Origin of the sequence: Nostoc sp. 'Peltigera membranacea cyanobiont' 210A (assembly GCF_002246015.1) — a bacterium.
Taxonomy (GTDB): domain Bacteria; phylum Cyanobacteriota; class Cyanobacteriia; order Cyanobacteriales; family Nostocaceae; genus Nostoc.
Window position 1 is genome coordinate 533,073 of sequence record NZ_NOLJ01000007.1, and the last position, 25,646, is coordinate 558,718.

Below are 25,646 nucleotides of genomic sequence, written 5' to 3' on the forward strand. Positions count from 1 at the left end.
CGCTGTATGTTGTAATGCAAATCAAGATGAATTGGTAAACATATTTTTGTAATAAAGTTAATCAGTATTTCAATCCTCGGATATTTTTGGCAATTGCTGTATTTACGTCTTTTAAAATGCTTCAAGTGTCTAGGCTGATGCTGGTTGGGTTGAGCCAAAGTGTAATTTATACAACCTCTTGTAATAGCCACTAAACGCTAGTAACTCCTCATGAGTTCCCATCTCTACTACTTTCCCCCGATCCAAAACTACGATTCGGTCGGCTCGTTGAATTGTCGAAAGGCGATGGGCAATGATAAACGTAGTCCGTCCTGCCATCAGTCGCTCTAATGCCTCCAGCAGCAGAAACTCGGTTTGAGCATCTAGGGCAGAGGTAGGTTCATCCAGAATTAGCACTGGAGCATCCTTGAGCAGGGCGCGGGCGATCGCTAATCGTTGTTTCTCGCCCCCTGAAAGTGTGGCTCCGCGCTCACCAATTACCGTGTCATAACCTTGGGGTAATCGTTGAATAAAGGTGTCAGCATTCGCAGCTTGGGCGGCTTTGACGATCGCTTCGCGGCTAGCATTAAAGCAGCCATAGGCAATGTTCTCTGCGATAGTTATCGGCAGCAAAAACGGCTCTTGTAGCACTAGGGCAATCTGCTCGCGCAAGTTTTTGACTGGCACACTTTGGACATCTACTCCATCAAAAAGAACTTGTCCCTGCCAGGGGTCAAAAAAACGGAGAATCAGGGAGACTAGAGTAGTTTTGCCAGCACCCGTTGCCCCTACTAGTGCGATCGTTTCTCCCGGTCGCGCTTCTAGGGTAATTTCTTGAAGGACGGGATAGTTCGGTTCGTAACCGAAGGTGACTTTCTCTAAACATACGTGTCCGCGTCCTCCCACTGGACGAACTGGCAATGGTCTAACATTAGGAGCATCCTGCACCCCATCTTGAGCATCCAAAACCTCTAGCACTCTTTGAGCACTAGCAGCTGCGCCAGCAAAACTAGAGGACATATAAGCCAGAGTCGCCATCGGCACGTACAAGGAGGCGAGATAAGAAAGAAAGACTAGTAAAGAACCAATTGAGAGTGACCCATCCAAAACCTGGAAGCCACCGTAAGCCATGATTGCTGCTGTTCCGACTGCGGTTACACCGCCCACCCCAACTTTGAATTGCATTTGGGCAAGGATAGAGCGTACATAAGCTTGCAGGGCTTTTTGAGACAGGTAGCGAAAGCGCTCATCTTCGTGTGCTTCACGTCCGAATGCTTGAATAATCGGTATTGCTGTCAAAGTCTGCTCGCTGAGTGCGACGATCTCACCTTCAAATTGTTGATACTGATAGGTTCGTTCAGTCATGGGCTGGTTAAAGACCCAAATTAGTAAGATTATTAAAGGAGCAATCATCAGCGAGAGCAGTGAAAGCAGTTGATTAATCTGCCACATCACGGCGAACATTGCGACCAAATTCACCAAGGAAGTAAGCACGGGTAGAAAAACCCCCATTGCCAGATTCTGAATACAGATGCTGTCGGTCATTACCCGCCTAACCAGATCGCCAGCACGCTGTTGGTTGTGGAATCTCAAAGAAAGATGCTGTAAGCGATCGAACAGTGCTGCTCCCAAGTCATAAACCATCTGGCTGCCAACACCAGCTCCAACATATTCCTGTATCAGTCGAACTCCCTCACTGGATAAAAATAAAACGATTGTGGCAGCTGCTAACCAAGCGAGCAACTGAATATCGGATTCACTACCAGGCAAGGTTTTGAGCCAAAGAACGCTATTTGGCAGCGATTGGTTGTTCAGGACGCAATCAACAATTAACTTCAAAGGCCAAGGCTTGAGTACATTTAGCCCTACATTAATCAGCATTAGCAGCATGACAAAAATTAGTCCGCGCCAACGAACCAGGGCGTAACGTGCCAATCGCAGCCACCACAGTTTCATAGAACGACCTCCTGCGGCGGTTTGGGAAACTGCAAGGAGTGCAAACGCTGGTAGAAACCACCGATAGCCAGCAACTCCTGGTGCGTTCCCATCTCCACAACCTTTCCCTGTTCCAGAACCACAATCCGATCTGCTCGTTGAATCGTGGAAAGTCGATGGGCAATGATAAACGTAGTCCGTCCTTCAATCAGGCGATCTAAAGCTTCCAGCAGTAAAGCCTCAGTCTGGGCATCCAGGGCAGAAGTAGGTTCATCAAGAATCAGTACTGGTGCATCCTTGAGCAACGCGCGGGCGATCGCTATTCGCTGCCTTTGTCCCCCAGAGAGGAGCGCTCCTCTTTCACCGATCGGGGTATCATACCCTTGCGGCAACTGTTGGATGAAGTCGTCCGCCTTAGCCGCTTTGGCTGCTGCGACAATCTTCTCTAGGCTTGCTTCTGGACACCCGTAGGCAATGTTCTCTGCCACCGAAAGCGGCAGTAAAAACGGCTCTTGCAGCACCAAGGCAATTTCCTCCCGCAAGCTTTTCAGTTGCACATCTCGGACATCTACCCCATCAAAGAGGACTCGTCCCTGCCAAGGGTCAAAAAAGCGGGGAATCAGGGAAACCAGTGTACTCTTACCAGCACCTGTCGCGCCTACGAGTGCGATCGTTTCTCCTGGTCGCGCTTCCAGGGTAATTTCTTTGAGGACGGGATAGTTAGGTTCGTAACCGAAGGTGACTTTCTCTAAACATACGTGTCCGCGTTCTCCCAACGGACAAACTGGCAATGGTCTGGCAGCAGGGGCATCTTGTACTCCATCTTGAGCATCTAAAACTTCTAAAACTCTATCTATATTGGCATCTACAGACTTCAGGCTCCCGTAGATGCCAAATAGACCCTTAAATGCTCCTTGTATAGATTGTAGATATGCTAAGAAGACGAGCAAGCTACCGATACTCATAGCCCCCAATAACACCTGCTGCCCGCCCACATACAGAACGATCGCAGTACCAATCGTTGTCACAGTACCATTGGCCACACCGTAAACGCTCTTGAGCAGAGTTTCGCGTTGTGAGAGAACAACTGCGTCTGCCGCTAGATGCTCAAACTGCCGGGTATTGTAACTCTCTCTACCAAATGCCTGAATCATGGGAATTGCTGTTACCGTTTGGTGGACAAAACTGGTGAGGCGCGACTGGGCTTCGCGGTTAAGTTTTGTCCGGCGCTTGAGTCGAGAACCAAAAACAAGAGCTGAACCGCCCATTATTGGGGCTACGAAAAGCGAAAGCAGCGTTAGCAAAGGACTCAGATTCCAGGCAACAATGCCAATAGTTGCTAGCGTCAGCAAGTATTGCACAGGTGAAATCAGCAAAGCACCGCTCAAGGTATAAACGCAATAGGTATCTCCGGCCAGACGGCTGAGGGAATCACCGACAGTCCGTTGGTTATGGAACAGCAGTGAAAGGCGTTGCAAACGATAGAACAGTCTTTGGGCTAGTTCGTAGACCATACCTTGTCCGGCAGCGCTCCAGGCCCAGCTAAGGCTAGTTTCCAGAGTAGCATTTAGGGCATAAAGTCCAAGGCTACAAACAGCGGCGACAATGACCAGTAGCGGTGGTGTGAACGCCAAGTTAAAAGTCCCCAGAAATGAGCGAACCAGCGGGGGGATGACTGCCTGTCCGAAAGCATAATCCACCAAGATTTTCATTGGCCAAGGTTGAAGTGTGGCGGTGGCACAAGTGCCAGCCGTGAGACCGAGGATTGCGATTAAGGTACGCCACTGGCGCAGCGGATATCGGAGCATCTGCCCGTATCGATGCATTATTGCTTTGATCTCTTGCCTCACTTGCAGATCTACCTCCCGTCTGGCCATTTGCTTACTGGAGTACCAAGACGTTTGTCATGGCTGTAATATTACACTTTCTGCGACAGACTGGTTGTTGGTGGTTTGTATTGGCAGCAAGTAAACTCTTTTGGCAACAATCTCCAGTACCTGGTAGAGAATACGTCCTAACTGGAAGTTCTGATATAAGATGACAGTGGCGTTGAGCGTACCTAGTGCAATTGTGAGTTTTGCTACTTCTAGCATTCCCAGAATGATCGCCACAATTGTGAACAGACAATAGCCAACCATAGCCATAATGGCTAACTGTGACATTCTCAAAGCACACCGCACCCTCAAAACTCTTTTGTTACCTCCATGATTTTCGGTACATACTTTCAGCTGAACTTTTGACCAAATTCCCTGGTAAATCTCTAAATCCCAGTCGCTCCAGCCTTGATCCATCGCAATGAAGTACTTGCAAGGCAGGAGTAAATCCATTACCTTTTGCAGCAGGTTCTCCTTCTCTATTCCTGTTTCTGTCCAATAGGACAACTCATAGGCGCGATCGCGCCAGGAAATATTTACTCTGTGGGCTGGCAAATCAAACTGAATTAAATCTGCTTGAGTTAGTGTTTGAGTCATTTTTTTAATGCTTTTATTTTTATTTACAGTTCATCAACGTTTATCGGCTCGGCTTTCTTAAGTTCTTTGATTCGCCATTTGTAGCGCTCTATACTACGTACAATCGGACCCAGGTAAATCAGTAGCGCCACAAGCAACCGTGCCCTTCTTTTAAGAAAACGAGAGTCAATCCGCGCTTGTATAGCACCAGTTACACACCAGCTAAAAGAGATAAGGAACATTACTGCACCCAACCAGGGGCGATCGCCAGACAAAAGCGCAGAGACAAATAGGATCAAAGCTGCGACATTCCACTCCAGTGTCAGGGGGAGGTAAGAAATGAGAGATGAGGAAGGCTCATACAACGTTTGAAACAGACCACGACCAAACACCCCAGAATAGATAACTGGTTGACCAATACGAAGAAATGTAGATAAATCTCCGTAGATTCTCCCCAACCAAGAGGGCTGTCCCAGAAGGTTAAAGCGGTAAGGATGCTGAAAATAAACGAGTGCTTCTGCCTTGCCATAACCTTGCTGCTGTTTGAGATAGGCAGCTACTGTATTACGGCGAAAGTGCCATACGATTGCTGTTGGGCTAAAACCAATGGTGTAACCTCGATCTTGTAGTTGCCAGCAGATATCGACATCATCCCCAGCAGTACGAAATATCGGGTTGAAGCCGTTAATTTCTTGTAGAACCTCCCGACGAAAAGCCATGTTACAGCCAGCAATATGTTCGGCTACCTCATCACTCAAAAGTATGTGAGTAGGTACGCCGGGAGAGACGGCAACGCAGGCGGAAACAAGAGAGTCCTCTGGGGGAGATAAGTTTGGCCCGCCTACGGCAGCTAGTCCAGAGGAGAGAAACTTGGCGACCAGATAGGTAAGCCAGTCTGGATCTGCCATACAATCAGAATCTGTATAAGCCACAATTTCGCCAGTTGCCGCGGCCATACCGACGTTGCGGGCGACGCTTAATCCCTTGTTTTCTTGGTTAATTAGGCGTACATAGTCGTAATGCTGAGTAATTTGGAGAGTGCGATCGCTCGATCCATCATTAACTACAATGACTTCATAGTTGGGATAGTTGAGTTCTTTGAGAGAAGCTAGACAACTATCCATCGTGCGTTCAGCATTGTAAGCGCATACAATCACTGAGACTTTGGGATAATCAGGTAGCGCTGGCGGTAGAGGCGCTGTGTAATACTGCTGAACTGTCTCGAAGGCGGGCTTTTTGAGCCGTTCGGCGTCAACTAGACCAAAAGCCCAATCCTGTATGGCATATCCGCCAGTAAACCATTCATCCGTCCAAGAAAATATTATTGTCCCGGCTGCTCCCATCTCAAAACTAGATGACAGCTTTTGAGAGAGAATTTCGGCTTGGGCTTGGGTTCCTTCACGCATTGAGTCAACGCCAAACTCACTCAGCACTAGAGGTTTATCCTCGGCTAGGTTATGAAGCCGTGAGAGGTAGCGACGAAAATCTGTTTCCCGATGCAGGTAAACGTTAAAGCATGAGAAATCAGTAAAGTCAATATTTAAATACTCTGTAGAGGGGTAATTGGCATAACTCACCAAACCTTCGGGATCGCTGTCTTTTGCTACCGCCATTAACTCTTTAATAAAAGCCCGAACTGGTTTTGCTCCATGCCATCGGACAATATCTGGAGGAATCTCATTGCCCACCAAATAGGCAAAGGTAGCGGGATGATTCCGGCAAACTTTAACTCCTTGAACAATGCAGTTACGGATTTCTGCTTTTACAGCAGAAGAGTTAAGGAAGGCAATATGCTGAGACCAAGGTATACCAATTAACAGCCTCAGACCATAGATTGCAGCTAGATCCAACAGCCAATCAGGTGGAACAGTATAGGTACGCAGACAGTTAGCCCCCATTTCTGCTATCATGGCGAAATCTTTTTCCACAACTGATTTTTCTGGAAAAGACTCACCGTGGCTACCAATGGAAAAAGGGCCGTAACTCACTCCTTTGAGGAAAAACTTTTGATCTCTAATAAAGAAAAACTTACCTCTTACTGTGACTACCTCGCTTTTTGCAAGTGGTTCAGCACAGAAGCCAGAAGGTGTTGAAGTCAAGTTTTGCAAATTACCCCCGACAATTGACTGCAAATTTATTTCCTTGCTGCTGAAACGCTACGTCAGTTTGCTCAAAAACAGAAACACACATATACTTAGCTCATTAATGCATTCGCAGCATATTTGGCGTTAGCACCACCACAATCGCTATTAATTAACAATTTAGTAATACTTAATACTGTGTCAGCAGTACGTTTGCGATCGCGTTTACGAAAATGTATGAATTAACGTATACTTTCAGTCTAGTTTTGTATCCAGTTGGTCAATCAAACTCAGCAACACCAGTTGCTGAGTCAGTTCAAAAATTTGCAGTTTAATACATAGATTCAGGGTTAAATTTCAGCCAATGGACGAAATATTGCAAAAAGTTTTATACTACATATACTCACCCTGAAAACAGTACTTTTAAAAATTGTTACTACTATGCTTCATAAATCTGCTGTATGCTGTTTCTCATCAATATTTTAGGGGTGGGTAACAATAACGTTGCTAAAAGACTCTCTGGTATGGTGGGAGTTGCTTTACAAGCACTATTGAGGCAATCTACCAATAACTGGCTAGCAGTATAATACTGTTTGAGTATTTCTTTCTGCTGCTCGCTAAAATGCCATTGATGACCAATGTTGCGACACCGAATTATCACCAATCTCAATTCATCAGCCCAAATTTGACCGTTACTATTCCACCATTCTTTTAATTTTTCTCTGCCTTGAACCGGGGTTGGTAATTGTTCTTTGAGTTTTTGCAAAGAACTTTGTAACTCAGAATTACAGACAAGAGTTTGGCGATCGGGGAGAGCAAAGCTTAAAGCTAAAACTCGATCTAAAGTAGGCTCGTTAGATAGGGCAACGCTTAAGTGAAGGGCACACTGAAGAGCTATATCTAGAGCTAAATCAGGGGTAAGATTACTAGTAAGTCTAAGATCGATGCCAAGGGAAAAAGCCAGGTCATTAGTCAAGCTCAGGTCGTCGAGAAGTTCTAGTGTTAGATAAAAAGCACGAATAGCGACTCTTTTATGAGTAGACTGAACTGAAAGAGACTTATGGTTAAGCCAGTTGAAGAAATTTTCTAATTGCTGATCAAAGGCTACAAGCCGATCGAGCTGTTGCTTCATTAATTGCAATAGACAAGTGGGATTATCCAACATGCCAGCGATTAGTAAAAAGATTTTGCGCCAACGTGGTTCAGTCAAATGGCTAACCAGATCGATTAATTTTTTTTCTAATATTTGTGGGTTGGGGCTAGTAATAATATTTTTAGCTGTTAAATACTCCTGAAAAGCTATATGTGAGAACGAGTAAATTCCCCGCGCCTGCTCTATCAGTAATCCATGTGTCTCAAGCAATCTCAGCACTGCTTCACTGTTTAGTTGGAGCATCTCAGGCTCAGTTTGAGCTATGTTTAAGTTGCAGAGGTAGTCTGTAATGTATTGCTCGACAATACTCTGTGTAAAAAAGTAATGACCTTGTTTAAAGGTAATAGCAGCAATTTGACTCAGCAGTTCAAGCTTCTGAGCTAAAGATAAATGAAGATAAATTTCATCTCGTTTAATGCTCCTCACTTTATCCCAACGATTGAGCAAAATATCCAATCCTTGCTTGTAAAATTCGACCCTTCTAACTGGAAAGTCTGAACGGGCTTGAAACACACAACAAGCCAAATTAAGCAAAAGTGGTCTGACAGCTAGTTCTCGAATTTGTTGATTCTCCAAAAACTGTAATTTTTGCATAAATTGACAAGCTAAAGCTTTTCCTTTTTCTATGGAATTCTTGCTAACATTGACAAACCAATTTTGGACAAAAGCTTCAATTTGGGAATAATCAAAATCAGCAATTTCAACATCGCTGAATTCCTCAAAGTGATACTGTTGATAACCGATGCGACATGTAATAATCAACTTATTTTTGTAATAATTTTCAGCCAAACTGCGAATTTTACTGATAATTTTGGCGTTATCTTCTTCTGGAATCTCATCTAACCCATCCAGAAGAATTAATATTCTGCCGTTAACTAATAATGTTTGAATTTCTTGATCTGAAGCACCGCAGTCAGCAAGCTCTTGACTAAGATAGTTCAATAAACTGTAATTTCCGGTTTCTCTAGCATCCTCAGCAAAATTTTTCAAGCGAATAAAGATTGGTATCCGGTCTGAGAGTAATTTGCCTTGATTACATTGCATGGCAATATACTGTAAAAATGTGGTTTTACCAGATCCTGGTTTACCTAGTACCATTAATTTGGGATAGGTGATAACTGCTTGTATTGCAGAGGCTCGTTCTTGATAAAGTTGATTAAAATTAAAACAGTCGAATTCTTCTGTAATTAAGCCTTGTAGATCGAGGATATCTAACCATCTTCGACTTGTAATATTATTCAAAATATTAGTACTGACATATATTTCTTCTAGTTGAATTGGTTGATCGATATCTAACAACCGTGTAGTGGCACATTGAGATTTAATCTTATCACTTAGACGCGATCGCAACATTTGCACTAAGCTTTCGACATTTTGGCAGTCTTCCCATTCCTGGTTGTTTTCTGTCAGTAGCCTCGGATTGGGTAGTTCAGCTATATCTTGCCAATCTAAACCGAGTCGAAAGCATATTTCCATAAAGTTCTGACGCTCAATCGGCTTGCCTGTAAAAAATTTCCAGATTGGTTGCCGAGTCTCAAGTCCTATCTCGCTAGCTAAATACTCTTGCGTCCATTCTCTAATTTTAAAAGCCTTTTTTGCTTTCTCAATACCTACAGTAGATGCTTTCAACGAACGTCGTGCCATAAAGCAGTTTTTTAATCTCCAGTTATTGACTTAAGGAAATATTTAATCAATTAATTATTGATTCATTAATTATGTCACTTTCATGTTTAAGTTTTATCAATTTTTTTTGATATATCTAAATAAAAGTTGTAACTAACGTAATCAATGTAGTTTAACTGATATTTATTAATACGATCGGTTAAATTACTGACTTTTAAAACTAACTAATTTATTTCGGGGCTTTCTTCCCTCTTATGGCTTATATTTTACCTTTCTCTAGAAAAAAATGTTTTTTATGATTTGTGATTTTAAATACGAATTAAAACAATTTAATTAAAAGTAGGAAAGGTAGGAAAAGTAGGAAAAGTAGGAAAAGTAGGAAAGGTAGGATAGATATACAAATTAAAGCAAACTCATTTGATATAACTTATACGTTAAGTCATACATGCTCCTGAACGCGATCGCAAACATACTTATTAGACACTGGTATTTATGTAAGGAATTGTGGTATTTACCACAACATTAGGCGCAGTCGAGAGAGACAGTCTTTCTTGTAAGCGTTTCTTCATGCGAGATAGATCGTCTTGAGGAAAGGGTTTTGTAGTTTTGTAGTAAGTCAACAAAGGTTTTTTACAAAACCAAGCTCTACCTATCAGGTTTGACATGCATGATAAATACTGGTAACTGGAACTGAAGGCTATATCGGTTCTTTATTAGCCCCAATCTTAGGGCGAACGCATCTAAATATTAAAGATAGATAATCAAAGTGGGATTCCCCAACACTCCACCACACAGTACTTTCAGAAAATTTGGCATGAAACTGAATAAGAATGATAATCCTTGTAGGGGGGAGTTTGTGGCAGCCGACGGCTGCCAAGCAATACGGGTTCGTTTTTGTAGTAAATTCGATAGTGCGTTAAACAAAAAGAACCAGATTATAGTTGAATGAAGCTCAAGCCAAAAATCACAATTGCTGACTACTTTAGTGTCATAGAAGATCCACGCATAGATCGTACCAAACGACACAATTTAATTGATATCATGACCCCATTGCCGTATGTGCGGTGATTTGTGGAGCGGATGGATGGGTAGGAATCGAGACTTATGGTTGTGCAAAGTATGAGTGGTTAAAAACATTTTTAGAACTCCCAAACGGCATTCCATCACACGATACATTTACACGAGTATTTGCACAAATAAATCCCCACCAGTTTCAATCATGTTTTCTTGATTGGATGAGATCAATACAGAAGATAACCGAGGGTGAAGTGGTTGCAATTGATGGAAAAACTTTACGTAGCTCTTATGATAAAAGTAGTGACCAAAGTGCAATCCAAATAGTGAGTGCCTGGGCAACTACAAATAGATTGGTATTGGGACAAGTTAAGGTGGATGAGAAATCGAATGAAATTACAGCAATTCCAGAATTATTAAAGGTCTTAGAACTGTCTGGATGTATTGTGACAATTGATGCAATTGGCTGCCAGAAAGAAATCGTGAAATTAATCACACAGCAAAATGCAGATTATGTAATTACGTTAAAAAAGAATCAGGGAAATCTTTATGATGAGGTAGAAAAACTATTTAACTCAGGGATAAATGCAGGTTTTGAGGGGATTGAACATAGCCCATATAAAACAGATGAAATAGGTCATGGTCGTCGTGAAATCCGCCACTATGTGATGTTATCTCAAATCCAGTCTCGGCTTAACTCAAATTCAGTTTGGTCAAACTTCAATAGTGTTGGAATGGTAGAATCCGTTCGTTCATTAAATGGTGAAACAACGGTTGAAACCCATTATTTTATCAGTAGCCTTGAGTCAAATGCTAAACAGTTTGGTAATTCTATTCGCAGTCATTGGGGAATTGAGAATTCATTACATTGGATATTATATTGGATGTCGCCTTGAGGGAAGATGACTGTCGGATTAGAAAAGATAATGCTCCACAGAATTTTGCAATTCTCAGACATATTGCAGTCAATCTTTTAGGTCAAGAGAAGCGCGTCAAACGTGGAATAAAAAATAAACAGTTTCTCGCAGGGCTGGATAACAATTATTTATCAATACTTTTAGCATTAGCATAAACTAATATATCAGAAGTTGAATTTAAACCTTTAGAAAAAATCTCCCTTTTCCTCTAGATAAACATGCTTTTACAAACTCAAATCTTGAATCGTTTAGTATCAATAAATAATTCTTCAGCCACAGATAAGCTAATTCATATTTATCAAAAATGCTTCATTTGTTTTATTTATCATTCCATCAATTTTTACAATTATCTATGTCATTTTGAAATCTCTCTTAGTTTTTATTAGTAAAGAGGCTCATATGACCGAGAATCTCAGCTAAAAGCTTTACACACGGTTAGTGCATGGTCAAGTGAACACCGTCTGGTCTTGGGACAAACAAAGGTCACTGACAAATCCAATGAAATCACGGCAATTCCAGCACTGTTAGAAATGCTAGACATATCTGGCTGCATCATCACCATTGATGCAATGGGCACTCAAAAATCCATTGCCCAAAAAATCATTGCCGCAAATGCTGATTATATTTATTTTGAGCCTGAAAGATAATCACCCTACGCTGCACCAACAAGTGAAAAATTGGTTTGAAATAGCACAATCTCTGGGATTTAAAGATGTTGATGTGAATATTAGTCAACGGATAGAAAAAGGACATCACCGCATCGAGAATCGTCAGGTTTACACCGTACCAGTGTCACAACTTCCTGTACTTCATGAACAAGATTTGTGGGCAGGACTGACAACAGTAGTTATGGTAGTGCGTTCCATTGAGCATTGGAATCAGACTACCCATGAGGTGCAATTTTATATCACCAGTCTCGCCAGTGATGCTCATAAAATTGGTAGCGCCATTCGACAGCATTGGGGAATAGAAAATTCTGTTCATTGGACATTAGATGTCACTTTTCATGAAGATGAATGTCGAATTCGTTCTCTGCACAGTCCACAGAATAATGCTAAAGCTACGTCGCATTGCCCTTAATGCCTTAGAGCGGAATGGCACTAAGTTAATCGCAAAGCCCTGATATAACAAGATTTTTGAGTGTGGGGAGAGTGGGAAGTGTGGGAGGTGTGGGGAGGGTGGGGAGAAAGAGGAGAAATTGAATAACTGCACATCAATGAACGCTGCATTGCCTCCCACACCCCCCACACCTCCCACACCCTGCCAGCAAGGAGGTTTCAGCTTTTCTTAGTGCCATTCGCCTTAGAGCGAGAATCATCTTTCCGCCGCAGTATTCGCCAAAAGTCACGGCGAGCCGCGATGAATGATCAGTATATGGTTTCTGTTTTGGCGGCGGCTCTCTCAAATTCAACACTCCCCTATAATCCAACTGTCAATGGGGTTTGAGATGCGCTAACCCTGCCTTGGTTTACTTCAAGACCTTTAGGAATCATTCTGAGATCCAGTAGTTGCGTGGTAACGTAAGTAGATGAACAGGTTCTCCGTAATTGTTTTGACTTGAACAGTTTGGGCTAGCAAGGAGAAGAAGGTAGATAACTACTTAGCGACGTTACATTTCGCTTGTATTTGGATTACTTTTAAACCCATTTTGGTTTTCGGATAGGCTCTCAATATATACATTTCTCAGCAAATAATATGAAGAGTATGCAAAGATTTTTATTCGTATATAGACATATAAGTAAATATTCGGTATTTAGTTATTATCAGGTTATTTAGATGCTCCCTATTTTCAGGCTAAACACCCACGGACAATAACCCACAACGAGGACATAAAGATTCCTTCTTCTATGCTCTGTCAAGTGTTCCCTGTTTTGAAGCTAGTAAGACTTACACATTGACAAACCAACTAAATTATGAGGTGTGGTTTTCAGGCATTCAAGCTTGATTTTTAACTCTTTTTCAGCGATGCCTACGGTTTTTACAGCCTACGCTACTGATAAAAGATGATTGAAATAATCCTAAAGCTAGTTTTTTTGTGAATCGAATCCACACGCTCATGAATTTGTATAGTGCCTAAGACTTAGATAGTTCCAGATAGTTAGATAAGTGCTACGTAAAAGCCAATCAAAGGGGAAATCTTCAAAGAAAAATTCGTAACCCTCAAGGGTGACATAAAAGAATGTCGAAACGTCAACATTTGGCGAATTTTTGCGCGCTCAAACAGCACTAACTGCAACTTGAGAACTTAATTTACTCAAAAAATCGATTTAGGTAGGGAAAAGTTATGACAAATATCATTGGAACCAACGGGAATGATACCCTACTGGGCACTAACAGCGCAGATACGATTAATGGTGATAGTAACGATAGTACTATCCCAGTTTCTCAGGACAACGATATTCTCACTGGTGGCGGTGGCAAGGATAAATTTATCTACAAGATAAACTCTTACAACTTTAGTAACAACACTGATACTATTACTGATTTCGCTGGCGTAGGTAAAGGCGTAGCTCCCTCAGCAGCAATCATTGCCGAAGTGGATGTCATCCAATTCCAAGACTATTATCTTACTGCCCAAAATCTGCTGCTTACTCAGAACAACAGCAATCTAGAAATCACCTTTGAAAATGTGTCTAGTGCAAAAATTATCCTTCAAAACTTAAAATTAGAAAACCTGGATAATCTTCCAACAACTTCTTTACGACCTGCTATTGGCAATATCCTGTTTAATGGACAAACCAGCATTACTGACAGTTTTGATGTGTTTGATGCCAACTCCACTCAAACTTACTTGTTCAACAAGAACACAGTGACATTCCTCAATGACCTGAACAACAACATTACAGGTTTAGACAACTCAAATGATGTAGTGAATGGTCAAAGGGGTAATGACAAAATAGATGGCAAAAGTGGTAACGATCTGCTACGCGGGGGTACTGGCAATGATACTCTCAACGGGGGTACTGGCAATGATACTCTCAACGGTGATGAAGGAGAGGACTCTCTCAACGGTGGTGAAGGGAATGACGTTCTCGACGGTGGTACTGATAACGACCTCTTGTGGGGCGGTGAAGGGAATGACGTTCTCGACGGTGGTACTGGTAACGACCTGTTGTGGGGTGGTGCAGGCAATGACTTGCTTAATGGTGGTAGGGAAAATGACACCCTTCTTGGTGGTACTGGTAACGATCGCTTGAATGTTGGTTCTTCAAATCTTGATACTTTAGGAGGCGATCATCTGCTCTCTGGGGGTGATGGCAACGATACTCTATCTGCTTCAGGCTACGCAAACCGCGGCGAGAGCGACAATTACTCCTCTGGTAACAACACCCTCAACGGTGGCGCTGGTGACGATTACTTGATTATTAACTTTTCAAAAGGCAATAACCTGCTGAATGGTGGTGACGGCAATGATACGTTCTCTAAAAACTACAGTGGCAATGATACTATAGATGGAGGTAAAGGTGACGATTTGTTGTCCTATACCAGTGACGGTTCCTACTATGTTACCGGAGGAATCACTTCGACATTCAATGCTACTACTAACATTGGCTCAATTACATTAGGTATAAACCGGGTTAGCTACAAAAATATCGAACGATTAGAGATCAAAGGTACCTCCTACGATGACTTGATTGTGGGCAGCAACGGCAACGATACCCTTGAACCGGGCTATAGTGGCAATGATACGATAGATGGTGGCAAAGGTGACGATTTGTTGTCTTATACCGCAACTAGTAGCGAGGGAATCACTTCGACATTTAATGCTACTACTAATACTGGAAAAATTACGGCGGGCACGAGATTAGTTAGCTACAAGAATATCGAACGATTAAACATCACAGGTGGATTCTATGATGACAATATTGTAGGGAACAATGGGAACGATACGCTCGATCCGGGCAGGAGTGGCAATGATACGGTAGATGGGGGAACAGGTGACGATTTGTTGAAGTTTTTGAACTATGGTAGCGAGGGAATCACTTCGACATTCAATGCTACTACTAATACTGGAAAAATTACGGCGGGCACGAGTGGGGTTAGCTACAAAAATATCGAGCGATTAGATATTACAGGTACATCCTACAATGACTTGATTGTGGGGAGTAATGGCAATGATACGCTCAATCCAGGCGGTAGGGGAAATGATACGATAGATGGGGGCAGAGGTGATGATTTATTGTCTTATACCGCCTACCTGGGAATCACTTCAAGTTTCGATGCTACCACTAATACTGGCTTAATTACGGCAGGCACGGATCAGGTTAGCTACAAGAATATCGAACGATTACAGATCGCAGGTACAAGCGACAATGACAATATTGTGGGGAGCAATGGCAACGATACGATAACAGGAAACTATTCTTACGATGTCGGATACCGTGAATCTTATACGGTTGAGGTTATTGGTGGCAATGACACAATAGATGGAGGCGCAGGTGACGATTTGTTGATCGTCCATGACAGCGGTGGTAGCGAGGGAATTACTTCCACTTTCAATGCCACCACTAACACTGGCTCAATTACAGCGGGGGCAAACCGGGTTATCTACAAGAATATCGAACGATTAGATATTATAGGTACATTTTACGATGACTTGATTGTGGGGGGCAATGGGGATGATACTCTCAACGGTGCTGGTGGTACTGATACCTTTGCTTTCAATAGTTTCGATGAAGGCATTGATAGAATTGATGACTTCAACGCGACTAATGAACTGATTCGGGTATCAGTTGCTGGTTTTGGTGGGGGATTATCACCAGGTTTACTTAAGACAAGTCAGTTTAGGATCGGAGCATCTGCAACCACTAGCACTCAGCGATTTATTTACAACAATGTTACAGGTGCATTGTTTTTTGACCAAGATGGCAATGCAAGCGCCTTTACTCAAGTACAATTTGCACAACTATCTGCTGGTTTGTCACTAAACAAAAACAATTTTGTGGTTGTTTAATCGTGATTAGCGCTCTATTACTCTAAGCAGAGAAAATAGTAAATTATCGGATTGCGAAGTGTCTAAAATAGCAACTCGCATCCGATTTCTCGATGCAATTATAGCCAGCGATCGCACCAATAGTTGGGTTTGTACAAATAACCTCCCCTTTTGATGAGATAATCAATAAATTAAAGACCAATTTTAATTTTTCCTACTTGCGATCGCTCAAAACCAGCAATCATTTGCAACAGTGTACTTTTACCACAACCAGATGGGCGGAACAATCCCAAGATATCTCCTTGTTGCAACCTTCAAAGATGCGTTATCTACACCAGGAAAGGCACTTTCTGCAAACCGCTTGGTGACATTTTGGTTCAAAAAATTAACCAAAAGCAAAAGTTTACAGATAGGAATTATTCTTGTATAGAAATTGGTGAAAAATATTTTTAGACGAAATTACCCGGCTTTTGGTGGCTAGCACCATAGGATGTCGGTATTCTTTAGGTAAGCAGCAAATGCCGTTAAATATTAAGTCTGCTTGAAGAGATAGGATCTATGTACAAAAGTAAAATTTTAGGAGTAAACCTCTGTCTTTACAAGCCATTACCGTTCCCACAGCAACTTCTCAACCCCCAGCAGGCTTAATTGTCACTTTGCATGGTTGGGGTGCTAATGCTGAGGATGTAGCATCTTTGTTACCCTTGCTCAACTTACCCGATTACCAATTTGTATTGCCCAATGCACCTTATCCTTATCCCTATTCCCCTATAGGGAGGGCATGGTATGACCTGCGGGGGGAAAATATGTATCAAGGGTTGCCAGAAAGTCGGCAACTGCTAACAGATTTCTTGGAATCTTTAGAAAGTACCACTGGCATACCTTTGTCACGTACCATTTTGAGTGGATTTTCTCAAGGTGGAGCAATGACTTTAGATGTTGGCTCAAAATTACCCTTAGCAGGTTTAGTTGTCATGAGCGGGTATTTACATCCTGACGCGCTAACGGCAGCTAAAAGTGGGATTCCGCCGACTTTAATCACTCACGGTAGATATGATGAAGTTGTGCCCCTGAAAGCTGCTTTGAAGGCACGAGAAACTCTCAAGTCTCTAGGAGTGCCAGTAGAATACCACGAATTTGATATGGGGCATGAAATAGATCCAAAAACGTTAGAGGTGCTACGAAATTTCGTTGTAAATACAATTGCTTAGTCAGGATTACGAATTTTTTATAAATTCTGGTACAAATTCTGACAATTTTCACGAACTTAATGACTTCTAATGAGTAATATATATTGGGTGGCTGCGTTCAGCGCAACTTAACCCATGCTGAAGGCGAGTGCTGCATAAGGGAGGGGCAAGTATTATGACAACTTTAAGCATTTCCCAAAAAGAAATTGCTGCCATGAGTGCAGTAGAAGTAGAAGAACTAGCTACACGTCTGGAACTGGATAATTATAGTAATGCTTTTGAGGGTTTAAATGATTGGCATCTATTGCGAGCGATCGCATTTCAGCGTCCAGAGTTAGTTGAACCCTATATCTACCTCTTAGACTTGGAACCCTATGATGAAGCTTAGTTGAGAGTTAAGAGTTAGGAGTTAAGAATTAGAATTTATAACTATTTAGTACTAATTTTTGAACGACTCACTCTTAACTTTTTACCATGACTAATCCAAAATTGAACAGGGTTCTCATTGGTGTAGGTGGCGGTATCGCCGCCTACAAAATTTGTGAATTGGTTTCGACGCTGTTTAAAACTGGGGTAGAGGTTCGAGTTATCCTCACCCGTTCGGCGCAAAAGTTTATCACCCCTCTGACAATAGCCACTCTATCTCGTCATCCCGCCTACACAGATGATGATTTTTGGCAACCAACTCACTCTCGTCCGTTGCATATTGAGTTGGGTGAATGGGCAGATGTGATGGTAATTGCCCCTTTAACAGCTAATACATTAGCAAAGTTAGCCTACGGGATGGCTGATAATTTACTCACAAATACCGTGCTGGCTTCTACTTGTCCCGTGCTGTTAGCACCCGCAATGAATACGGATATGTGGGAACAGCTATCAGTACAGCGAAATTGGCAACAGCTATTGATCGATAGCCGATATCATGGGATGAATACAGCATCAGGATTATTAGCGTGCGATCGCGTCGGTGCTGGTAGATTAGCAGAACCTCCAGAAATTTTGGCTCACATCCAATCGCTGTTACACACTCAAGGCAAACGAGATTTAGTAGGTAAACGAGTTTTAATTAGCGCTGGGGGAACGCGAGAGTATCTTGACCCAGTAAGGTTTATTGGTAATCCTTCCACAGGTAAAATGGGATTGGCGCTATCTCAAGCAGCATTTCACCGAGGAGCAAATGTCACTCTGGTACATGGCCCAGCTAATTGGGATGTACCATTGGGAGTACAAGCGATTCCCGTTGTTAGTGCAGACGAAATGCAGCACGTCATGGTGGAATGTTTACCCAACGCTGATATCATTGTCATGTCAGCAGCCGTGGCAGATGTGAAGCCACGAGATTATAGTACAGAGAAATTGCCCAAGCGATCGCTCCCCCAAGCTTTACCTTTGGAACCAGTACCGGATATAGTCGCCCAGTTAGCAGAACTCAAGCAGTCACATCAAATATTAATTGGTTTTGCTGCACAAACTGGCGATATTGTCAAGCCAGCATTAGAAAAATTACACAATAAAAAACTTGATGCGATCGTTGCTAATCCCATCGATCAACCTGATAGTGGTTTTGGGAGTGATAATAATCAAGCGATATTTTTAGATAGTCAAGGAAATCAGGTAGAAATCGCACCTTGTTCTAAATTAGAAATGGCACATCAATTATTTGATTTTATGAAGAGGAGACCTCTTGCAAAAATCGTTGAATCACCCCTCCCCAACCCTCCCTTTGTGAAGGGGAGGGAGCAAAATTTCAAGTTTCCCCCCTTTATAAGGGGGGATTAAGGGGGGTCGATTCGACTTATGCAAGAGGTCTAGGGTGTAGGGGATAGGGTGTAGGGTATAGGAACCCCATAATTAAAATTAGGGGTTTAAATCCCCATCTGAAATGTCTAAAATGTTTGAATTTTGAATTGTTAACGTCCTGTTTCACCTATCTGATCTGCATCGTCTGCTACTCCATTGCAAAAGCGTACTTCTAAGCCGTGTTCTGGGTCCCAGGAACACTCAGCTAGCAACTCAAAGGTAGGAATATGCCGGTCATACTCAACGTGGGGCGGCACATAGATATATGAGAAAGTGACCTGATCCCAGACTTGAATGGGATTAGCCAGCAGCGGCATTGACTCATCTCCAATCATGTCACGATATACATCATAATTTTGCAGCACCAGAGAAGCAGTGATGCGTAAAACGTCTGGTGGCAAGGCTAGAGCTTGCCGAATAGCTTCACGCTGAAGCGATGAAAGTTCCCCAATCTGCCCGTGTTCAAAATCCACACAAATCGGTACACGGCGATCGCCCAAAACAGCACATTCTGCTAAAGTCCAGTGGTTATCTTCCATTCTCATCTGTCCAAACTCAGCATCGTAGTAACTCGTTGGGGATTTCATCATCTTCAAGTACTACCTTTATTCATCAAAATTATGAAAAAATATGTTTATCTTTGTTCATAGTTACATATTCTTGCTCAGGCCCTTACCAGTAATATCCCTCTCCTAAAAAACCGATGAAACAACTAGCAATGGAATCACCATCCACCTGGCGTTTCATCCCAATGCTTCAGACATCAGGAGCAGTGCAAATGGCGATCGATGCTTGGTTGTTCAATCAATGTGAAAAGGGACAGCATCCGCCTACCCTGCGTTTTTATACCTTGTGGCCCTATGCTCTCTCCTTGGGACATCTGCAAAAACAATGGCCTGCCGAGTGGCATAATCTGATTTACCAGGGACAGCCACTCGATCTAGTTCGTCGTCCAACGGGAGGTAGAGCTGTTCTCCACCAAGGGAACTTAACCTATGCCCTGATTACCTCAGCTAGTACTGGAAAAAGCTGGGGTACTTATGAAAAAATCTGTAACTTTTTAATCCAAGGCTGGCAAACCTTGGGTATTGAGTTAAGTTATGGTTCTGCTGGACGAGGTTACATTCATAATCCCAGTTGCTTCAACACAGCAACAGCAGCCGATTTAGTTACTGCCGATGGAAGTAAATTTATTGGTAGTGCCCAGCGCAAGGGAAGAAATACCATTCTTCAACACGGCTCAATGATTTTGTCTACAGACAAAGGTTTATTTCAGGAAATCTTTGAACAACTGGCTCCGTGGAATACCTCACTTTGCAATACACAGGAAGAGGCTGATTGGATTGTCAAGATTGTGGAGACATTGACAGAGACAGCAAAACAGTACTTTGGCATAGAATTAGCTACTCAACCATTCACCGATCTCGAATGGCAAGATATCCTCAAATTGCGATCGCTTTATGAAGTGCGTTAACGTAGCTCACCGTAGGTATCGCCTATTCCAAAACTTGAGGTTATGTAGGAAATACGTAGAAAACCAAAGTTTGTTGTAAGTAAAATTCCTGTACAGCGTAGTTTTGCAGTGTAAATAAAAAATTAACATTTTAATTTACATCATTTAGTGTAAATATATTAAGATGTAATTTGCATTATACATAGCCATGTACTTTGAGGACGTGCGTCAGTGGCAGGGAACTGCGGAGGCTCTGACAAAGGAGCTAAAACGCCAGATTAAACACCTTGAAATCTCTATAGAATCACCTGCCCTCCGTACCATTCGGTCATGGAGAGCAAAACAACTTTTATCACAACCCAAAGGGCAAGAATTTGGATTTAGACAAATTTTGGAGGGTTTGGCAACTGCTCTCCTATTGAAGAAGGGTTGGACACTTGCGGCGATCGCTCAAGTTTTGCCTTCCTTTGGTGAAGATGTTTTAGAGAGGCAAATTATTGCAGAGGCTCAAGGTCATGATCCTACTTGGCTACCTACAGTTTCAGCAACTTCTTTGCCTTTACCTACAGGACATCGCCCAGCTATAGATATGGCTGAAGATGCTGTGATGTTACTTGCTCAGGGAATTCTTCGCCAATATGACCGGGTTCTCCCAGGTCGAGAAATTGTGCGCCAAGACGATAGTATGCTGCCACCAGAACTCTATCAAGCAATGTGCAAATTGGGTCGTCTATATATTGAAGAAGGATTAAGCGATCGCGCTGCTTGCGTGCATACTGTTTTAGATAATGCTCGATACTCTCTTGGTGGCGATCGCTGGCAGTTAGGAGTGTTTAACCAATCAGACTTTCGCTTTTCTCGCGTCACCTTAATCGATCCAGATTTACGAGTACCCACCTCAGACTGTGCAGAGATTGCCAACTTGAGCGGGGGTTTTGGTGAAGATAATGTGATTGAGCATCGGTTATATACTGACTTATGCCAAGCAACTGAACGATTGGGCGGTCGTCGCCAACACAAAGCTTACACCGCCCTACGAGAGTTATTTGGCAGGTACTCTCTAATAGGAGAACGGCAACTATTAGACTACTTGGTTGAAAACGACTTAACCCCTTTACAGGGAATGATTATTGAGAAATTCTTCAACTCAGTACCAGATATCTGGCTAGTTGATGGACTAGCACATCGCTGCGCCCACTGTGGCACATTGATGCGATCGCATCCCAACAAAAAACTTTTTTCACAAGGGCGCTGTCCAATTCGCCAGTGCATTGGCCACAACTCGCCAAAAGTATCTGAAAAACTAGATCCCAAAGATATTTTACGAATTGCCGAGCCGCGAATTCTTACCTACTGGACAGGCCCAGCAATTGACGAATTAGCAATTTTTGATACAGCCCGACAAAATAAGCTCAATGCTGAACTTTACCCAGAATCCGATTTATGCGATGTGGCAATTAACGAACGGGCAATTGGAATTGATGCCAAATCTTACACAAGTCCCGTGACTCTGGCTTTGCGTCTCAATCGTAGTATTGGCGGGCTGATTCACTATCGCCGCCGGATTCTTGCTGTGAGCGATCGCTTAATCGAGGATAATCCAAGCTACATTTCTACCCTCATCTCAACACTAGATAAAAAGGGCGATCCCGCCAGTTTAGAAATTATGTCGGTTTCCTCTGTAATTGATTTTTTAAAGAAGATGCCTTATGCGAACCAAACCTAATTTCTGGAAAGGTATAGACCGAATTTGCTGGCTTTGCGTCTTAATGGAGGAATTTATTGATACTAATTCACTGGAGTACGCGCCAGTAATTATGTCAGGCATGGCCAGCATTTTAAATGCAGCTGTATTAGAGCAAGCCCGTCAAGCTATTTTCAATATGCGGCAGATGTCCCTGACTTTTGTTACACGGCAGTCAGTTCAACACGCAATTGCTCTCTATAACAATCATCATTACTGCAACCACACTAAAGGAGCGTATGAGATTGATACCGAAACACTGCACTTCAAAAGAACAGATCCTTTAGAAGATTCTCAAATTACACAAGCGCGTCAAATTTTAAGTGCCCCTTTGTCATACGATTTGTATAGTTTTACATTTGCCGATCCTCGTCAGGCGATGGCGGTTGCATTAGGTGAAGAGTCAACCGCCGTGAAGTTAGACATCCCTCGTATAACTGCCCCGATTGCTGCACGTCGTACACATTCTCTCAATCGCCAACCAAGAGGAAAGATTCGCATTCCCTTAAGTGAACTGCGCGATCTGGCTATTGAGATGGACGAGCGTGAAAAGCAAGATACTGAGCGACGACGTGGTAACTGGGCAGATCGTTTTGAACGCTTTGACCTCATGGTATCGGAGGCTGGAAAAGGTCTGCGGAAAGAAGAAGATGTTCTGGAATTAGAAGACATCAAGCACTTAATTGGTTTGCCAGGGTCAGGTAAAACAACCATTCTCGTCTTGATAGCTATCTGGCTGGGACTAAATGACTATAAAGCCATGTTTGTGTTTCCCTCCATTGAAGTTGCTAGACAGTACATGGCTGAACTGGCATTTCATCAAGTTAAGGTGGGAATGCTTGTCGGACAAAGTGATGAAACTCGTCGTCGTCATGCAGACAATATTGCTGAAGCTATAGCAACCGGAGGTAATGGTGGCTTTGCCTACACCTTAGAACAGGCAGAAGTTTTCGGTATGAACTGCGTCCTACCAGCCTTTTCAACTGCTGATATGTCCCTGTGGGGCTTTGGTTACGCACCTTGCAACGAGATATTGCAAGGCGGGGGGAAACAGGGAAAGATGAAGAAATGCCTGTGTCCCTTATGGACAATGTGCGGTCGAAACAAAGCAGCGCGAGATTTGTTGGATGCTAATATTTGGGTTGGTCATGTGCGATCGCTCGATACTAAAATATCACCTCACGCCATTCAGGAACAAGTACGATATTTTGAATTAATTGCCCGTACCTTCGACGTAGTTGTTTTCGACGAAGGCGACATGGTGCAGACAGTGTTAGATGGTTATGGGGCAGCAACTTTAAGTATTTCAGGCTCAGAGCATTCCATTCATCGGGTAATTTTAGAACAAATCCATAATCGTTTTGCTCGTGGTGAAAACTATCGACTATTTGATCGGGATGTGGAACTTTACAGTCGTGACTTGTCAGAATTTGGTAACCATAATACTTCCTTAATTACCACCCTTCAGAATATGTCTAAGTCGCGGGTGGGAGAACGCTACGAAAATCAATTACTGACTGTATTACGGATTGTTAGCGAATTATTGAATAGTTTAAAGAAATCCTCTCAGCAGAATGATCTTGATCAACAAGAGGTCGAGCTAGGTTTTAGTAAAAGTCGGGCGCTGACTGAATTTTGGGAAGCGGCAGCATATAACGCTTTCTACGATCGCACAGGTGTTGAGAACCCTCAAGACTTTAAAGCAGATTTGTGGCCTCGGATTTTAGGCTATAACCGTGAAACCCTTGAAAAGCAATGGAAAACTCTCATTAGTCATTTCCGCCGTTACCTGGCTGAAAATCTGATTAAGCGACGTGATGCGATCGTTGAAGAAATTGCTGAATTATTTCTCAAGCTCTGTTTTCCAGATCATTTATCAACAATAGAAGCAGAAGATTTAGCTAAATTACTTATAACTGTTACTTTCGTAATTGTGGGCTACCAGCGAATTGTACCAGGAACTAGAACGATGGTTGCAGAAGGTTTCATTCGTGAACCAATTGGGGGGTCAATTGCATCATCAGAACTCCGAAAATTTATTCCAGAAAGCATTTTAGGTTCATTTTCTGGAGTGGAATACAGTTTTTTCAAAGCACAAACAACACGTACCGCCGCCAAAAATGTGCAATTGTCCTACATTACATTTGTTGGTGCGCCTCGAATGTTAATGCATCGCTTTCATCGGTTGTTAGACGCAGATGATGGACATCCCAGCCCAGCCGTTTTAATTACCTCGGCAACTTCATTTTTAGAAGCTAGTCCCGCCTACCACATTAACGCTGGCCCGCATTATTTACTAAAACCGCGTCAGTCAGAAAATAAAGCAGAGCAGAGCGTTTATCGTTTCAAATGGTTTCCAGATAGTGAACGTGGTGATGAACCCCTCAAATATAGCGGTGCTGGCGACCTTCAAAAGCGTAATCTTCTGCGAATGGTGAATGCTCTTGTAGGAGGAAGTAAACCTGAAATTTACAAGTCTATGGATAGATTTGATGTAAAGTCTGGTATTCGTCGCAAAGCCGCCTTAGTTGTCAATAGTTATGAACAGGCTCGTTCTATCAAGAAATATATCAATGACTATCATCCTGAAGTTGGTAGACACACAAAAGCAATTGTTCAATCCCTCAGAGATGGAGAACAACCGGCAGATTTCGTTACCTCTGCTCAGTGTGAGGCATTAGGAGACGATGAAAACTGTGATATTTTAATTTTTCCTATGTTGGCAATTGGTCGAGGTGTAAACATCGTTTTCACCAAAGGAGACAGAAAACTAGATGCGGCAATTGGCTCGATTTACTTCCTGACTCGTCCTCATCCTACCAAGGATGATATGCAGCTTTTGTACAGCTTGGCAGGACGGGCAACACAAGAATTTGATAGTCGAGTTTTTAGTGAAACAGAAGATTTAAATGCGATCGCAACTTCTTGGCAGCAATCCAGAAAAGACCTTTGGAAAACTGCTAATAGATTGTTACGTGAACCCTTAATGGCTAGCCGTTTAGGCCCTGAACTTTTCAAATCGTTTACAGCTAATCAAATGGTTGCAATTTTGCAAACAATTGGGCGAGGAATGCGGAATGGATGCCCTGTATCAGTTTACTTTGTGGATGCGGCTTGGGCTAAAAAATCAGCAGAAGGTAAACCCGACTCTGGGCGAGATAGTATGCTGGTTCAGATGCGAATCATTTTAGAAGAATGTATCAACCATGAAGATCCCGTAATTCGGGAAATTTATCAAGAACTTTATGGCGCATTTTTAGCACCTTTACAACGTATTGAAGGAGTAATTTACCCTCATGAACTAGCTAATTCACAAGATTTTACGGATGAAGAAGACGGTTTTAATGATTTTTCACCACTATTGGAGATGTAAG

The 25,646-nt window shown here is 42.6% G+C and carries 16 protein-coding genes and 3 pseudogenes; 11 read left to right on the plus strand and 8 right to left on the minus strand.

Going from position 1 to position 25,646, the window contains the following annotated elements; all coding sequences use genetic code 11:
- Positions 1–129: 129 nt before the first annotated feature.
- From CDG76_RS24355 to CDG76_RS36475, 6 genes are all read right to left on the minus strand, one after another.
- The gene (locus CDG76_RS24355) at positions 130–1,935 is read right to left on the minus strand and encodes an ABC transporter ATP-binding protein (RefSeq protein ID WP_094351466.1); all 1,806 of its coding nucleotides are present in this window, start codon (positions 1,933–1,935) and stop codon (positions 130–132) included.
- Positions 1,932–3,740 carry an ABC transporter ATP-binding protein gene (locus CDG76_RS24360; protein ID WP_223265357.1) on the minus strand — a complete coding sequence of 603 codons (1,809 nt, stop codon included), beginning with the start codon at positions 3,738–3,740 and terminating at the stop codon, positions 1,932–1,934. The genes CDG76_RS24355 and CDG76_RS24360 overlap by 4 nt, the downstream gene beginning before the upstream one ends.
- Positions 3,741–3,818: 78 nt before the next feature.
- Entirely contained in the window at positions 3,819–4,385 is a 567-nt protein-coding gene (locus CDG76_RS24365) for a hypothetical protein (protein WP_094351467.1), read from the minus strand.
- Positions 4,386–4,408: 23 nt separating this feature from the next.
- Positions 4,409–6,496, minus strand: a complete 2,088-nt coding sequence (locus CDG76_RS24370) for a glycosyltransferase (protein WP_223265358.1) — start codon at positions 6,494–6,496, stop codon at positions 4,409–4,411.
- Between the two features lie 388 nt (positions 6,497–6,884).
- Entirely contained in the window at positions 6,885–9,242 is a 2,358-nt protein-coding gene (locus CDG76_RS24375) for an NACHT domain-containing protein (protein ID WP_094351468.1), read from the minus strand.
- A 455-nt stretch (positions 9,243–9,697) separates the two neighbouring features.
- Positions 9,698–9,886, minus strand: coding sequence for a hypothetical protein (locus tag CDG76_RS36475; RefSeq protein ID WP_143854163.1), 189 nt, complete (start codon positions 9,884–9,886; stop codon positions 9,698–9,700).
- 280 nt (positions 9,887–10,166) lie between these two features.
- Here CDG76_RS36475 and CDG76_RS24380 point away from each other — a divergent pair.
- The 5 genes and pseudogenes from CDG76_RS24380 to CDG76_RS24390 all read left to right on the plus strand — a co-directional run.
- Positions 10,167–11,307, plus strand: a pseudogene (locus CDG76_RS24380) (ISAs1 family transposase).
- A gap of 294 nt (positions 11,308–11,601) precedes the next feature.
- Positions 11,602–11,799: pseudogene (locus tag CDG76_RS39200) on the plus strand (ISAs1 family transposase); the annotation flags it as partial.
- Entirely contained in the window at positions 11,765–12,232 is a 468-nt protein-coding gene (locus CDG76_RS24385) for an ISAs1 family transposase (RefSeq protein WP_262984357.1), read from the plus strand. The pseudogene CDG76_RS39200 and the gene CDG76_RS24385, both read left to right, overlap by 35 nt.
- A gap of 210 nt (positions 12,233–12,442) precedes the next feature.
- On the plus strand, positions 12,443–12,598 hold the full coding sequence (locus tag CDG76_RS37625; protein ID WP_190240970.1) for a hypothetical protein: 156 nt from the start codon (positions 12,443–12,445) through the stop codon (positions 12,596–12,598).
- A gap of 838 nt (positions 12,599–13,436) precedes the next feature.
- Positions 13,437–16,106, plus strand: a pseudogene (locus tag CDG76_RS24390) (beta strand repeat-containing protein); the annotation flags it as partial.
- Between the two features lie 170 nt (positions 16,107–16,276).
- Here the strand turns inward: CDG76_RS24390 and CDG76_RS37630 are convergent.
- The gene (locus CDG76_RS37630) at positions 16,277–16,396 is read right to left on the minus strand and encodes an ATP-binding cassette domain-containing protein (protein ID WP_190240965.1); all 120 of its coding nucleotides are present in this window, start codon (positions 16,394–16,396) and stop codon (positions 16,277–16,279) included.
- A gap of 294 nt (positions 16,397–16,690) precedes the next feature.
- Between CDG76_RS37630 and CDG76_RS24400 the strand changes: the two genes are divergently transcribed.
- From CDG76_RS24400 to coaBC, 3 genes are all read left to right on the plus strand, one after another.
- A complete protein-coding gene (locus tag CDG76_RS24400) occupies positions 16,691–17,296 on the plus strand; it encodes an alpha/beta hydrolase (RefSeq protein ID WP_442946389.1) in 606 nt (201 codons plus the stop codon).
- Between the two features lie 154 nt (positions 17,297–17,450).
- Positions 17,451–17,663, plus strand: coding sequence for a protein IsiD (gene isiD, locus CDG76_RS24405; RefSeq protein WP_094351471.1), 213 nt, complete (start codon positions 17,451–17,453; stop codon positions 17,661–17,663).
- Positions 17,664–17,749: 86 nt separating this feature from the next.
- Positions 17,750–19,054: a bifunctional phosphopantothenoylcysteine decarboxylase/phosphopantothenate--cysteine ligase CoaBC gene (gene coaBC, locus CDG76_RS24410; RefSeq protein ID WP_223265359.1), complete on the plus strand. Its 1,305-nt coding sequence runs from the start codon at positions 17,750–17,752 to the stop codon at positions 19,052–19,054.
- 131 nt (positions 19,055–19,185) lie between these two features.
- Here the strand turns inward: coaBC and CDG76_RS24415 are convergent, their stop codons facing one another.
- A complete protein-coding gene (locus CDG76_RS24415) occupies positions 19,186–19,665 on the minus strand; it encodes a DUF6985 domain-containing protein (RefSeq protein WP_143854164.1) in 480 nt (159 codons plus the stop codon).
- A gap of 113 nt (positions 19,666–19,778) precedes the next feature.
- Here CDG76_RS24415 and CDG76_RS24420 point away from each other — a divergent pair, with 113 nt between their 5' ends.
- From CDG76_RS24420 to CDG76_RS24430, 3 genes are all read left to right on the plus strand, one after another.
- A complete protein-coding gene (locus CDG76_RS24420) occupies positions 19,779–20,549 on the plus strand; it encodes a lipoate--protein ligase family protein (protein ID WP_223265360.1) in 771 nt (256 codons plus the stop codon).
- Positions 20,550–20,736: 187 nt separating this feature from the next.
- Positions 20,737–22,254, plus strand: coding sequence for a restriction endonuclease-related protein (locus tag CDG76_RS24425; RefSeq protein ID WP_094351473.1), 1,518 nt, complete (start codon positions 20,737–20,739; stop codon positions 22,252–22,254).
- Positions 22,238–25,645 carry a hypothetical protein gene (locus tag CDG76_RS24430; protein ID WP_094351474.1) on the plus strand — a complete coding sequence of 1,136 codons (3,408 nt, stop codon included), beginning with the start codon at positions 22,238–22,240 and terminating at the stop codon, positions 25,643–25,645. The genes CDG76_RS24425 and CDG76_RS24430 overlap by 17 nt, the downstream gene beginning before the upstream one ends.
- Position 25,646: the final 1 nt, after the last annotated feature.